This window comes from Bacillus sp. 179-C3.3 HS, from assembly GCF_047229225.1.
Taxonomy (GTDB): Bacteria; Bacillota; Bacilli; order Bacillales; family Bacillaceae; genus Bacillus.
Genome location: NZ_JBFEFT010000001.1, coordinates 277,016 through 290,200 on the forward strand (window position 1 = coordinate 277,016; position 13,185 = coordinate 290,200).

The 13,185-nt window shown below is 43.2% G+C and carries 12 protein-coding genes; 4 read left to right on the top strand and 8 right to left on the bottom strand.

Annotated features, from left to right (window positions below; all coding sequences use genetic code 11):
- Positions 1–51: 51 nt before the first annotated feature.
- Together AB1K80_RS01440 and AB1K80_RS01445 are read right to left on the bottom strand one after the other, a co-directional pair.
- Positions 52–2,829, bottom strand: coding sequence for a DEAD/DEAH box helicase (locus AB1K80_RS01440; protein WP_412854836.1), 2,778 nt, complete (start codon positions 2,827–2,829; stop codon positions 52–54).
- Positions 2,816–4,423, bottom strand: a complete 1,608-nt coding sequence (locus AB1K80_RS01445) for an SWIM zinc finger family protein (RefSeq protein WP_412854837.1) — start codon at positions 4,421–4,423, stop codon at positions 2,816–2,818. Before AB1K80_RS01445 ends, AB1K80_RS01440 begins: the two co-directional genes overlap by 14 nt.
- A gap of 186 nt (positions 4,424–4,609) precedes the next feature.
- Between AB1K80_RS01445 and AB1K80_RS01450 the strand changes: the two genes are divergently transcribed.
- Together AB1K80_RS01450 and AB1K80_RS01455 are read left to right on the top strand one after the other, a co-directional pair.
- Complete coding sequence (locus tag AB1K80_RS01450; RefSeq protein WP_412854838.1) at positions 4,610–4,753, top strand: hypothetical protein; 144 nt, start codon at positions 4,610–4,612, stop codon at positions 4,751–4,753.
- Positions 4,754–4,871: 118 nt separating this feature from the next.
- Positions 4,872–6,191: a UDP-glucose dehydrogenase family protein gene (locus tag AB1K80_RS01455; protein ID WP_412854883.1), complete on the top strand. Its 1,320-nt coding sequence runs from the start codon at positions 4,872–4,874 to the stop codon at positions 6,189–6,191.
- 35 nt (positions 6,192–6,226) lie between these two features.
- Here the strand turns inward: AB1K80_RS01455 and AB1K80_RS01460 are convergent, their stop codons facing one another.
- From AB1K80_RS01460 to alsS, 5 genes are all read right to left on the bottom strand, one after another.
- Positions 6,227–6,763: a chromate transporter gene (locus AB1K80_RS01460; RefSeq protein WP_412854884.1), complete on the bottom strand. Its 537-nt coding sequence runs from the start codon at positions 6,761–6,763 to the stop codon at positions 6,227–6,229.
- Positions 6,763–7,347, bottom strand: a complete 585-nt coding sequence (locus tag AB1K80_RS01465; protein ID WP_412854839.1) for a chromate transporter — start codon at positions 7,345–7,347, stop codon at positions 6,763–6,765. The genes AB1K80_RS01460 and AB1K80_RS01465 overlap by 1 nt, the downstream gene beginning before the upstream one ends.
- A 16-nt stretch (positions 7,348–7,363) precedes the next feature.
- Positions 7,364–7,840, bottom strand: coding sequence for an Lrp/AsnC family transcriptional regulator (locus AB1K80_RS01470; protein WP_412854840.1), 477 nt, complete (start codon positions 7,838–7,840; stop codon positions 7,364–7,366).
- A gap of 153 nt (positions 7,841–7,993) precedes the next feature.
- Positions 7,994–8,764, bottom strand: a complete 771-nt coding sequence (gene budA, locus AB1K80_RS01475) for an acetolactate decarboxylase (protein ID WP_412854841.1) — start codon at positions 8,762–8,764, stop codon at positions 7,994–7,996.
- 34 nt (positions 8,765–8,798) lie between these two features.
- Complete coding sequence (alsS, locus tag AB1K80_RS01480; protein WP_412854842.1) at positions 8,799–10,499, bottom strand: acetolactate synthase AlsS; 1,701 nt, start codon at positions 10,497–10,499, stop codon at positions 8,799–8,801.
- A gap of 150 nt (positions 10,500–10,649) precedes the next feature.
- Between alsS and alsR the strand changes: the two genes are divergently transcribed.
- Both alsR and AB1K80_RS01490 read left to right on the top strand, forming a co-directional pair.
- Complete coding sequence (gene alsR / locus AB1K80_RS01485) at positions 10,650–11,537, top strand: acetoin biosynthesis transcriptional regulator AlsR (protein ID WP_412854843.1); 888 nt, start codon at positions 10,650–10,652, stop codon at positions 11,535–11,537.
- 73 nt (positions 11,538–11,610) lie between these two features.
- A complete protein-coding gene (locus AB1K80_RS01490; RefSeq protein ID WP_412854885.1) occupies positions 11,611–12,213 on the top strand; it encodes a flavin reductase family protein in 603 nt (200 codons plus the stop codon).
- Positions 12,214–12,254: 41 nt separating this feature from the next.
- Here AB1K80_RS01490 and rbsB read toward each other — a convergent pair whose 3' ends face one another.
- Positions 12,255–13,172 (bottom strand): ribose ABC transporter substrate-binding protein RbsB, encoded by a 918-nt coding sequence (gene rbsB, locus AB1K80_RS01495; RefSeq protein WP_412854844.1) that lies wholly within the window; start codon positions 13,170–13,172, stop codon positions 12,255–12,257.
- Positions 13,173–13,185: the final 13 nt, after the last annotated feature.

Below are 13,185 nucleotides of genomic sequence, written 5' to 3' on the forward strand. Positions count from 1 at the left end.
ATTGAAAAAGAGGACTTTTCATGAAACGTGAGAAAGTCCTCTTTTTTCATATTAAGAAGATTGAGCTGAAGCGCTTAGTGTAAATAGATCTTCCAGCTCGTTTGTTGATAGTTCGGTAATCCAGCTTTCACTCTGGATAATTTGGTCGTTTAGTGTTTGTTTTGTTTCAAGCATTTGATCTATTTTTTCTTCGATGGTGCCGGTTGTGATCATCTTATGTACGTGAACAAATCGTTTTTGTCCGATACGATAAGCGCGATCTGTTGCTTGATTTTCGACAGCTGGATTCCACCATCTGTCGTAATGAATGACATGGTTTGCCGCTGTTAAATTGAGTCCTGTTCCTCCTGCCTTTAAAGAAAGAATTAAAATGTTAAACTCTTTCTTTTGGAAGCGTTCCACCATTTTGTCTCGTTCCTGCTTTGATAGGCTCCCATTCAGAAATTGAACGGGCTCTCCGAACATTTTCTCAGCTAATTGCTTGATCATGTTGCCCATGTCAATGTACTGCGTAAAGATGAGGCAGCTTTCCTCTTGGGCATGAATCGCTTTTAATAGCTCAGCTAGTTTATCCATCTTTAATGAACGCTTGAGTAGCTGCACATCTGTTCCGCTTTCTTTTAAATAAAGGGCAGGATGGTCACAAATTTGCTTGAGTCTGCCAAGCATACTCAAAATAATGGCCTTTCGCTGCATACCAGTTAAGGAAGCCATATGGTCAAATGTATCTTTTACAAGCTGTTCGTATAAAGAAGCCTGTTCGGCTGATAGCGGGATGAACTGCTTCTCTTCTAATTTCTCAGGGAGATTGAGAGCAACTTCTTCATCTTGCTTTGTTCGTCTTAATAAGAATGGTTTGATCAGCCGCTGTAGTTGTTCGATTCTTTTCTCTTCCCGATCTTTCTCAATCGGAAGGACGAATTTTTTGTGAAAGCTCGTCAGGCTGCCAAGGTATCCTTTGTTGACGAAGTCGAAAATGGACCAAAGTTCTGTCAGTCGATTCTCCATCGGTGTCCCGCTCAAGGCAATGTGATGTTGTCCTTTTAATTGTCTAATCGCCCTAGACTGTTTTGTATGGGCATTCTTAATATTTTGGGCTTCGTCTAAACAAATGGTATCCCACTTGATAGACGTTAGTTCATCCCGGTCGGAGTGTGAGAGACCGTAGGAGGTCAGAACAATATCTGTTTCTTTATATGCTTCTGTAAAGTGCTCACCCTTTGGACGCGATGGCCCATAATGCAGGGCGATACGTAAATGCGGTGCAAATGTTTCTAGCTCTCTTTGCCAGTTACCTAAAACAGAAGTAGGTGCGATGATGAGAGACGGATTGGCATCTTGTTGTTGTTCTTTCAAATAGGTAAAATAAGCGATCATTTGAATGGTTTTCCCAAGCCCCATATCATCTGCCAAACATGCTCCGAATCCATGAGATCTTAAAAACAAGAGCCAATTGACACCATGCTGCTGATACGGACGCAGTGTGCCTTTAAAGGACTCACTCATTTCGTAACGAGGCAACTCTTGTGTATCATTTAATTGATGGATAAGACCTCTTAATTGTGATGAAAGCTCAAATTGAATATGGGTAAAAGCTGATGGATCCAAAAGCTCTGGAATGGCTTCTGAGGATGATTCTTGATCAGCTAATTCGCGCGAGAGTATGTCAGACATATGCAAGCCTTCGTTTTCAGCTCGCTCCATCCATTTTTTCATTTGTTGGATAAAGGTTGGATCTATTTTAATCCATTGACCCCGAATGTTGACGAGGCGGCGCTTACTTTGAACAAGTTCATTGAACTCATCTTCTGTTAATTCGATACCGTTTGTAGCAAAACGCCAATTAAAGTCCATTAACGCATCCATTCCAACATGTGACTCCCCTCTAGGTGTAGAGGAGATCCTCGCTTTGAGCATCATTGTGCTTTCTTTTACAATTTGCCACCAAGATGGAAGGAGAATCTCAATCCCCATATTCACAAGCGTTTCACTTGCTTCAGATAGGAAGAGCCACGCTTCTTCTTCTGTCATGAGCGTGGTGCCAGATGTGAAGGAAAGCCAAGGGACTATTTGACTGAACCTGTCTAATTCTCTCGTGATTTTTTCTTGATAAGGATGCCAAGACCTTTTTAATGAGCGTGCGCCTTCAAAAAAGTGAAGATCGCTGTTCTTTTTATCACGCAAGAACAATTCGATTTTCCATTCATCTCCGTCGAAGTCTGGCTCATTTAAGCGTAAACCGACTGTGAATGGAGTCTGATCATCAATCCAGCCAATCGTCTCTAGGAAATCCAATTCATCTAAAAAATGTCCTTGGAAAGAGGTGAGAGCAGGTGATTGTGTGGTCATTCGGTTCCACTTTTCCTGTAAAACGTCATCATATTGAATGTAGTCCTGTACAGCAGAGGAGAACCAATCGGCTGTGTAGCCATCCAACAAGTCTTCCTTGTCTTTAAACCGAAGCACACCATTTGTCCATGCCTCGTAATCAGGAACAAAATCTTCATCTTCAATGAATTCGTAAATGGTTGAGGCTGCTTTCATCAGCGGTTCGGTTTCCTCTGTTAACGCCACATGGCTAAACGAATTAAATGAATTTTTCCCTAATAACTCAACCGTCATCCAAGGGCTTAACAGGAAGGCAGGTGTTCCAATAAAGCTGACATCTTCTAAGAACGTTCCATAAAATGAAGATTCATGCCACTGGAAAAGCTGCCTTTTCATTTCATTGAGCGGTACAGTGTGTCCGTCCTCGGTTTGCGCTGAAATGGTGAAAGAGAAATCTTCTGTTTGTTCTGCGTGAATGACAATTTGTTTATGGCGTGTCATCAATCAATTTTCCTTTCTTCATTTCCTCGTGGAACGCGCGCAGCCGTTTCGTTGAACTATGCAGCTGCTTGATATATCTTTCCCAAATCACGGTTTTTTTTGTTTTATGATATAGCGTACGCAGTTTCTTTAACATCTTCACAGACTCTCGATAGGCACTTCGATTCTTCTGATCGAGAAGAGCCGAGATCTCACGATGATACGATGGGATGAGTGCTTCTGGTTCCTCTTTGGCAATTTGTTTGATCAGATCTTTTTCTAATTCACTGATGGAGAAACCAACAAGGCTGTGAATTTCAATCCATTCTGCATAACGCTGGCGTTCATACAAAAGCTGGCTATATTCAGTAAAGGCATACGGCATACACGTTTGACAATATCGTTCGTATAAGTGGTCATCTCTTGTCTGTTTGAAGTATGCATCTAAATAAAAGAAGAAATCACTCACAGCACCTCTTAGTTCCTGATAAGGAAGATTGAGCTGGCAGTATTCCTCTAATACATATGAGATTTCATTGTACCAGTGTTTCAGGCGCTTCCAGTCCTTGCGGTTTGTGAGATCCTTTAACCAATTGAGCACATTCGGGAGCATATCGGCATTTAGCAGGCGTAATTGCACAAAGAGTTGTTCGTCTTCTTTGAGTAAATAATCCATATGCATGAGTCCGATGGTGCGCTCAACCGTTTGTTCTTGAAGCTGTGCGCTCTTTAGTAATTCCGTTTCCTTTTTCACCCACTTCGTTCTATTTAAAATCGATCCCCAAATCTCCATAAAAACAGCGACCCGTTCATGCTGGAAAGGGCCATTGATTTGAAGAAGTGTTCGTACGGTCGTTGGTGTGTTTTCGAGAAATGGATCGAGGGAAAAGGAAAGTGCATATGTTTTTAGATGATCCACTGCATCAAAAATGGTGTTCATCAACTGTTCAACATAAGGATTCATGGAATAAAAATCTTTTTCCGCATCGATCCGGCCAAGTTCAATGAGTTCATGAAGCCTTAACCACATATCGAGAGACGTATGAATCGCATATAAACTCTTGAATTCAGGTGAGGTCGGTGCCTTTTTTTTCAAAACAGATAAATAACCGTAATACAAGTGCTGCGGTGTTTGCTGCGACTTCGGTGTCCGTTTGAGCCAGAGGTGAAATTCCTCGTGGAAAAAAGAGAGCCAGCTTTGGAGTGATTGTTCGTCCGGGCGCTTCACTTGGAAGTGCTGTCGGATAAGTTCTTTGCTGCGTTGTAATTCATCTCTTTCTGACCAATGCTCTGTCAAACCAGTCACACTTTCTACTTCAGCGTATAGTGTAAAAAAGACAGCAAGAATATGCTTGCAAAGGCCATCAACAGGACATGTGCAACTGCTTCTCATTGGAAACAGGACATGAAGATGAACCTTTGCTGCCACGACATCGTGTACGTAAGCTGACCATTCAGTGTCAGATTCTTGCTTGAGACGGTATACGCTGTCCTGTCTATAAGTAATCAATGCTTTTTTGATGAGTTGTTTGTTTTCATCTGTCACGGGAAGAAGTTCTTTGATCTGTTCGGCTGTTTGCTTGATTTCTTCTTCATTGATGTTGTGCTGAAGCATTTGATCCGCTCCTAACCAAGTAAAAGATTCCAATTCTTTTATTATAGCTCAATGGCGTTTTAGAAAAAAGTTTTTCATGAAAATGGTCATAAATTTCAAATGCTGTCGAATGATGTATTAGAGTATTGCATAAACCAACCTTACATCATATAATAATGAAATTAGTGGATTCGAAAGGATATAAACATGGAGAATAAGGGTTTAAATCAAGAAGAATTTTTAAAGATTTTGATGTACGCTCATGATATTGGTGAAAATTCTCATGATGTGACAACAAAAGAAATGCTTGAAAACTTAATTGCACATATTCGTAACGGTTTTGTTTCATAAAGTGGACCCCCTGCTACTGACAGCAGGGGGTTTTTGTATGCTTTTATGAATGGAAAGGAAGCTCCCGGCATACGATGACATTACAAGTAGAAGGCGTATTGGGGGAGCTGATGGAGCTGTGAGGATTGCAATTGCAGGTTGTGGATATGTGGGCCTTGTCACAGGTGTGTGTTTAGCAGAGGCGGGTCATGAGGTGACATGTATAGATATTGACGATGACAAGCTGAAGCAGCTTAGCAAAGGAAACCCTCCGATGTATGAACCGGGATTACAAGAGCTGCTTAGACGAAATCTTGATCAAGGTCGCCTTCAATTTCAAGTAGAGGGGAAGACTGCTTACCAACAGGCAGATGTGCTGATGATTGCTGTTGGCACGCCGCAGCAGGTAGATGGTCAAGCTGATTTGCAGTATGTGTTTCAGGCAGCAAAAGAGATGGGGATAGAAGCGAAATCTGGTGCTGTGCTTGCAGTGAAAAGTACAGTGCCTGTAGGGACTTGTGATCGAATTGACCGCTTTATACATCAAGAATTAGGGAGAAAGGAACCGTTACATATCGCGTCTCTTCCTGAATTTTTACGAGAAGGATCTGCCATTTCTGATACGCTCAGGGCAGATCGCCTTGTCATTGGGGCTGAAACACCGGACATATTAGATCGCTTAGAGGAGATGTATGCGGATTTTCACCTGCCATTTGTGAGAACCGATCGGAAGAGTGCTGAAATGATCAAATATGCATCAAATGCTTTTCTTGCAACAAAAATTAGTTTTATGAATGAAATTGCCTCCATTTGTGGAAAAACAGGTGCTGATGTTGAGATGGTCGCAAAGGGGATGGGGCTCGATCAGCGAATCGGTGCGGCCTTTTTAAAAGCAGGTATTGGATATGGCGGATCGTGTTTTCCAAAGGATACGAATGCGCTTGTTCAAATGGCTGGCCATGTGAAGCATGACTTTGAGCTATTGAAAGCCGTAATCAAGGTCAACAATCAGCAGCAAGCCTATTTCATTCGCCGAATTCAGGAGAGGCTCGGGTTAAAGCTGGACGGTAAGCGAATCGCGCTTCTTGGGCTCTCTTTTAAGCCGAATACAGACGATATGAGGGAGGCACCGTCTATTCCGATTGCACATGAGTTACACCGATTAGGCGCAGAGCTTATCGCATATGACCCTGTCGCCATGCGCCAAGCAGCGAATAAATTACCAGATCACGTCTACTTCGCACAAACCATTGAAGAAGCCATCGAGAACGCCGATGCGGTCTGTATTTTAACGGAATGGACGGATATTCAAAACTTTCCACTCAAGACCTTTAAGAGATTGATGAAGGAACCGCTTATGTTTGATGGACGAAACTGCCATTCACTTCAAGAGGCGGAGCTTGCAGGTATTGAATATCATTCCGTTGGACGACGATCTGTTACACCAATTTATTTGTAAAAGAAAACCGATAACCCTCAAGTTATCGGTTTATTTTATGAATGCGGAAGGATTAGGCCTCCGTATAAAAAAGCAGCCACGATCAGAAAAGCAGGATGTACCTTTAGCTTTTTCATCAAGAAAAATGAGATGGCTGCAATCGCGAGTGATTGTGTCCAGCCGATGGCTTTTACTGCATCTCCGCTTATTTCCCATGTTAAGACAAGCATCATGATGGCGATGACTGGTTGTACAGATAAGGTCATTCCTTTCACGACAGGAGACTGACGAAAACGGTTGATGAGCTTCAGCAATAAGATCAAGGCAATAGCAGATGGCAAGACTGTCGCAAGGATTGCCACGACAAAGCCAGGCCAGCCCATGACATCATAACCGACATATGCCGCAATTTTCGTCGCAATTGGCCCTGGCAATGCATTGGCTAAAGCGAGCATATTGGAGAACCCTTCGTTTGTCATCCATTGAAAATGATTGACGATTTCTTCATAGTTGAGCGGAATAGAGGCAGGCCCTCCGCCATAGCCCAATAGATTCGAGATGAAAAATGCCCAAAATAGAAAGAGAAGCAGCATCATGATGAGGATTCTCCTTTCTTTTCCTCGGTTCTTCTCCAGCGATTCTTCAGTTTAAAATGAAAGGCACCATAGAATAAAAAGATGATGACAATGATCCCCGGATGGATGGAGAGTACTTGAAGGCCGATAAATGCAAGAAGAAACAGTGCGACACCGAAGATTAGTCCAAATCCTTTTAAAGCCTTTTGGCCAAATTCATATGCCATCATGCCTAAAAGAACGGCAATGACCGGTGTCACAGCGCCAATCATGTTTTGAATGACCTGTGATGAGCTTAAGACGCTGACAAGTGTAACAAGTGCAACCATGGCTAGACATGTCGGTAATATATGTGCTGCTGTTGCGATAATGGCACCAAATGTCCCTTTTAATCGGTAGCCGAGATAAGCAGACATCTTGGTAGCAATCGGACCCGGCAATGCGTTCGCAATCGCGAGTGTTTCTCCAAATTCATCATCATCAATCCATTGATACTTCACCACGGCCTCGTGGCGAATGAGTGGTATGACGGAAGGACCTCCGCCGAAGCCGAGCGTTCCGGTTCGCACCATGGCGATGATGAGTTCGATATATGAATGCAATCGGTTCAACCCCTATCTACAATTTCATACCCATTCGGCTTTTATATCGTTTGATGAGCATCTGACAATCGACGCTCACGACGCCTTCGAGTGGATATAGTTTTTTCGTAAGAAATGTCTCCATTTCCTGTTCATCTTGGAAAATTCCGTGCATATGTAATTTGCTTGGTCCTGTCATATGATAAAGGCTAGTCACGGCTGTTTCCTGTTCAAGCTGAAGGGCAACTGCTTCTAAATGTTTCGGCTCGACCTCCACATTAAAAAAGACAGACACATGAATGCCGATTTTAGCAGGGTTAATAACAGCGGTAAATCTTTCGATGACACCGGCTTCAATGAGCTGCTGAATTCGAGCTTGAACCGCAACACGTGAGAGTCCGACTTGTTTCCCGAGGTCCGTATAAGAAATGCGCCCATCCTCATGTAATATGGATAAAATGTGTTTATCTCTTTCATCTAATGTCAAATTCGGTATGCTATAGTCGTTTGGCACAATATGACCACCTTTCTTTCTGCTAGTATTCTATCACACTTTGTTTCGAAAGGAAGGTCATATTTGTATTTAAAACACTAAATGAACATAATGATAAATAAAAAATGTCGATTTGTATGAAAAAAACACCCCGATTCCTACGGGGTGTTCACTTTATTGATCAGGGCTGCTTTCAGCACTGGCTATTTGTTGTGCAAGGTCAGCTCGGTCGATATCTGCCTGAAAGAAGTCCTGTGTATTTGGCAGATGTAAATTCATGTGCCTTTTTTGAGAAATGCGGATGGTGACTTGATCGACGGTGTAATCAAATACGTGACCGCCGACATGCCGATCATGATCAATAAAATGAAGATGATATCCACTCACTGCGATGCCATGTGCATAATGTGGTGTGCGAAATCCTGCAATGGTTCCTCGAATGTTCTCAAAATCAAAAATTGGTTGTGACTTCACCGCCTCGACCATTGGGACATAGGGTTTCTCCTGTTTTTCAACCGTCCGGGTTTGAACCTTTTTGAATGAGCCATCAATGCGAATGGCATAGAATACATTTTTACTAGGTAAGATGCGATCTATTTCTTCTTCAAGTTCCTTGGATGTCATGGGTGCATCAATTCGATGGACGATATCTGTTTCAAAGAATGCTAGAGAGCAATAAGGTGAATAATCTTGATCTGTGACGGGTGTTGCCGTTCCATCAGATCGAAGGCGATAAAATGCTCCGTCGAAGCCGATTAATTCCCCATCTAATTGATTAAATGTGCCGATTCCGAAATCACCGTGTTCAGGAATATGTGATAGGGAGAAATCTCCATCGTAAACGGCTTCCAGCAGCGAGGTCATCGTCGATACTTGAAAGACCTCTTGCTTTTTGTCTCGTTCTCTTGTGTTGTGATGTTGATTGATTGGGTGCATCATTCCCATATTCGCTCACTCCTTTGATGTAATCGATCATGTTCTACTTGATGTTTAGCGCTCGTTTTTCACGAAATGCTTCTGGCCATTTTTGACCGGCGAGGTGTGGATTGTCTTGATAGTCGATCGGAATATCAATAATGACAGGTCCTTCTATGTTGATACCCTTTTGAAGGACTGTTGAAAGCTCTTCTGGCGAATTCACACGTAATCCAGTGGCTCCAAAGCTTTCTGCGTATTTCACTAAGTCGATTTGTCCAAATTCCACGCATGATGTGCGGTTATATTTCATTTCCTGCTGGAAAGCCACCATATCGTATGTGCTGTCATTCCATACGAGGTGAACAAGATTTGTTTTCATTCGGACAGCTGTTTCTAGTTCCATGGCAGAGAAGAGAAAGCCGCCATCACCTGAAACAGAAATAATGGTCTCGTCTGGATGCAAAATGGATGCCGCAATCGCCCATGGTAAAGCCACACCTAACGTTTGCATTCCATTACTCACCATGAATGTATTCGGTTCGTATGAACGGAAGTGGCGCGACATCCATATGGCGTGTGACCCGATATCACAAGTCACTTTCGTATCATCTGGAATGAGTTGTCTAAGGGTTTGAACGACATGCAATGGGTGAGAAAGGTGACTTTCTCTTTCTGGCGCTTTTTCCATGTCTCTTAATAGTTGTTGTAAGTCAGTGATGAGCGTTTGTTTGTCTTCACAGAGTGAAAGTGGAACACTGTCATGTGCGAGGTGTTCGACTGTTTCACATATATCCCCAACTAGCTCAAGCGCTGGTTCATAGAAATGGTCAATATCTGCTTGCATGTCATCAACGTGAATCAGTTGGCGCTGTTTTGGTTTTAGGTTCCAGAGCTTTGGATCGTATTCAATTGGATCAAAGCCGATGGTCAACACCACATCTGCTTGTTCAATCAAAAGATCTCCCGGCTGATTCCGAAATAAACCGATTCGACCAACGTATTGATGTTCTAGCTCTCTTGAGAGAACACCCGCTCCTTGGTAAGTTTCTACAAATGGAATACCAAGCGTTTTTAATAGCTTCCTTGTTGCTCGTGCTGTAGCTGGACGACTAGCTTTCATGCCAACGATGGCAACAGGTAAGTGTGCATTTTGGATTTTGGCGATGGCCGAACTGATGAGAGCATCCGGTGCAGGGCCTAATGTTGGAGAAGGATGGGCAGACACAGGTGTTTGTGTGGTTTGTTCTGTTACGACATCTTGTGGAAAGCTGATAAATGCTGCCCCAGCTTGACCGGTTTGTGCCGCACGAAACGCATTGGTTAACGCTTCAGGTATATTTTTCACGTCTTGTACTTCAACACTATATTTTGTCACTGGCTTGAATAGCTCTGCATTGTCGAGTGATTGGTGTGTTCGTTTGAGCCGATCCGCTCGAATGACGTTCCCAGCAATGGCTACAACAGGATCACCTTCCGTATTGGCTGTTAAGAGCCCTGTCGCTAAATTTGCTGCACCCGGGCCTGATGTGACGAGACAAACACCTGGTTTTCCAGTTAGACGGCCAACCGCTGCTGCCATAAAGGCTGCATTTTGTTCGTGTCGACATAAGATGAGCTCTGGACCACGATCTTTCAATGCGTCAAATACTGCATCAATTTTTGCACCTGGAATGGCAAAAACATGGGTGACACCTTGTGCGATCAGTGTATCGACAATTAATTCTGCTCCTCGTTTTGTTAGGGGTTGTGCTTGAGTCATCATGCACCCCTCACTCCTTTCGGAAAGTAAAATGTATATGAAAAATTTATTTTCATGATATGATTTACTATACATTTCAAGAGGTAAAATTTCCAATATATGTTTAAAAGGGTTTTGATATGTTTTGCGAATGAATCAAGAGGGAGTGAAAGGATGGAACTAAGACATTTGCAGTATTTTGTCACAGTGGCAGAGGAGCTGCATTTCGGACGAGCGGCTACACGGTTGAATATGACACAGCCTCCACTTAGTCAACAGATTAAGCAGTTTGAGGAAGAATTGGGGTTTCCATTGTTCCACCGGTCTAAGCGAGCAGTAGAGTTAACTGCTGCTGGAAAAGTGTTTTTACATGAGGTGAGAGGGGTCCTTCAACAGTTAGGTAAAGCCGTGGATCATGCACGACATACTGCAAGGGGAGAACTTGGCAAGATCATCATTGGTTTTGTTGGCACGGCGACATATGATATTTTGCCGCCAGTTGTGCGTGAATTCAGGGAAATGTATCCCTCTGTCAGTATGGAGTTAAAGCAGCTTTCCGTACAGCAACAGCGACGGGCACTTTTGAATGGGGAGATCGATATTGGTTTTTTGCATCCATCTGCTCCGCACGATCAACTCATTAGTCGTTTAATGAAGAGAAGTGAGTGTATTTTTGCGATACCCAAAAATCACCCACTCGCTGAAAAGGAGACAGTGTCCATCAAGGATACTGAGAATGAACCGATTATTTCTCTGTCAAAGGAGTCATGGCCGTCTCTTTATCAACACTTTGTGCTGGTGTGTGAGAAGTACGGATTTTCTCCAAATATTGTGCAGGAAGCGGCGGAGTATCAAATGGTGATTGGACTTGTCACGGCAGGCATTGGAATTGCGATCATTCCACAATCGGCGCGACGATTATTGAACCTAGACGTTGTCTATCGGTCAATTGAAGATGAAAAGATTTTGGCAGAATGGACCATTTCCTATAGAAGAGAAAACCATAACCCTGCTTTATTTCATCTTGTTCACCACATTCTCCATCGCCCCGAGGCAGAGTAGTCAGGATAGAGGAGTAGCTATGTTATGATGACGGTACATAAAGAGGAGGCGTGTTGAATTGATTACATTGCAAATGGATCAAATGTCACAAAAAGAAGCGTATAAATTGTTATCAGGCTCCATTGTTCCGAGACCGATTGCGTTTATCACCAGTCTGTCAAAGGATCATGTCGTGAATGCCGCACCGTTTAGTTTCTTCAATGTCATCAGTGGCAACCCGCCACTCATTGCCGTTTCAATAGGGCGCAGGCAAGGGCGGATGAAGGATACAGCGAAGCATATTACGGACAGAGGGGAATTTGTCATCCATGTCAGTGATGAAGCGATCATTGAGGATGTGAATGAAACGGCTGCTACATTGCGTGTGGAAGAGAGTGAATTGGATCGAACTCGGCTTCATCAAGTAAAGAGCACGATGGTTGAGGTGCCAGGCATTCAAGAAGCCCGTATTCGCTTTGAGTGTCGTTTAGAACAACACATAATGTTTCAAAATGATGAAGGAGAGACGACTGTTGATCATATCATTGGACGAGTCGTTTGTGCCCATTTAGATGAATCAGTGTACGATATGAATAAAGGGTATATTTCAACAGAAACGTTAAAACCAGTTGCCCGTTTGGCAGGGAATGATTATGCCCATTTAGGTACGTCATTTGTGCTCAAAAGACCAGAATAATGTGGAAAACCCCCGAGATGATTGTTCGGGGGTTTTTGTGTTTATTCTTTTTGCTCCAGTTTTAGCGGAGCGGCGATGATTTCTTCTACTTTCTTGCCTTTTAATACGTCATGTGCAGCACCAACGGCTAGCTTTCCGATGAGCTCTGGCTGCTGGGCAACTGTTGCCGATAGCTTTCCTGATTTGATCGAGCTTAGTGCATCTTCGTTTCCGTCAAAACCAACGACAAGAATGTCTCTTCCTGAACTTTGGATGGCCTCTAATGCGCCAAGAGCCATTTCATCATTATGTGCAAAGACTGCTTGAATATCAGGATTTCCTTGTAGGAGGTTTTCCATGACATTCAATCCTTTCGTTCGATCAAAGTCAGCCGCTTGCTTGGCTATGACATCAAGGTCTTTGTCGGCTTTTTGGTGGAAGCCTTTCCCACGTTCACGTGTGGCGGAAGCACCAGGTACACCTTCTAATTCAGCAACCTTCGCACCCTTGCCCAGTTTGTCGATGATAAAGTCAGCTGCCATCTCGCCGCCTTTGACGTTGTCTGAGGCAACCAGTGCTTCTACTTTTCCACTTTCTGCTGAACGGTCTAATGTGACGACAGGTATGTCTGACGCATTCGCTGATTCGACCACAGTCGAGATGGCAGATGAATCAGCTGGGTTAATGAGCAATGCATCAACCCCTTGCTGAATTAAATCTTCGACATCACTTGTTTGTTTCGCCGAATCATTTTGTGCATCTGCAATGACGACTTCGATGCCGAGTTTTTCCGCTTCTTTTGTCACACCGTTTTTCAATGAGACGAAAAATGGGTTATTTAAGGTTGAAATGGAGAGTCCGATTTTGATGTCATCTTTCTGTCCATTTTTTGATGACTTCGCCCACTCTGGCGGTTGAAGTGAACAGGCAGAAAGGATGAACAGTGAGAGAGTCAGGATCAGTATTAAATATTTTTTCATAGCAGCTGCCTCC

Bases quoted from the DNA above. Each gene is read 5' to 3' on its own strand.
- AB1K80_RS01450 (WP_412854838.1), top strand. From the start codon at position 4,610: ATGGAGAATAAGGGTTTAAATCAAGAAGAATTTTTAAAGATTTTGATG.
- alsS (WP_412854842.1), bottom strand. From the start codon at position 10,499: ATGATGACTCAAGCACAACCCCTAACAAAACGAGGAGCAGAATTAATT.
- AB1K80_RS01460 (WP_412854884.1), bottom strand. From the start codon at position 6,763: ATGCTGCTTCTCTTTCTATTTTGGGCATTTTTCATCTCGAATCTATTG.
- budA (WP_412854841.1), bottom strand. From the start codon at position 8,764: ATGGGAATGATGCACCCAATCAATCAACATCACAACACAAGAGAACGA.
- alsR (WP_412854843.1), top strand. From the start codon at position 10,650: ATGGAACTAAGACATTTGCAGTATTTTGTCACAGTGGCAGAGGAGCTG.
- AB1K80_RS01490 (WP_412854885.1), top strand. From the start codon at position 11,611: ATGGATCAAATGTCACAAAAAGAAGCGTATAAATTGTTATCAGGCTCC.
- AB1K80_RS01445 (WP_412854837.1), bottom strand. From the start codon at position 4,423: ATGCTTCAGCACAACATCAATGAAGAAGAAATCAAGCAAACAGCCGAA.
- AB1K80_RS01440 (WP_412854836.1), bottom strand. From the start codon at position 2,829: ATGACACGCCATAAACAAATTGTCATTCACGCAGAACAAACAGAAGAT.
- rbsB (WP_412854844.1), bottom strand. From the start codon at position 13,172: ATGAAAAAATATTTAATACTGATCCTGACTCTCTCACTGTTCATCCTT.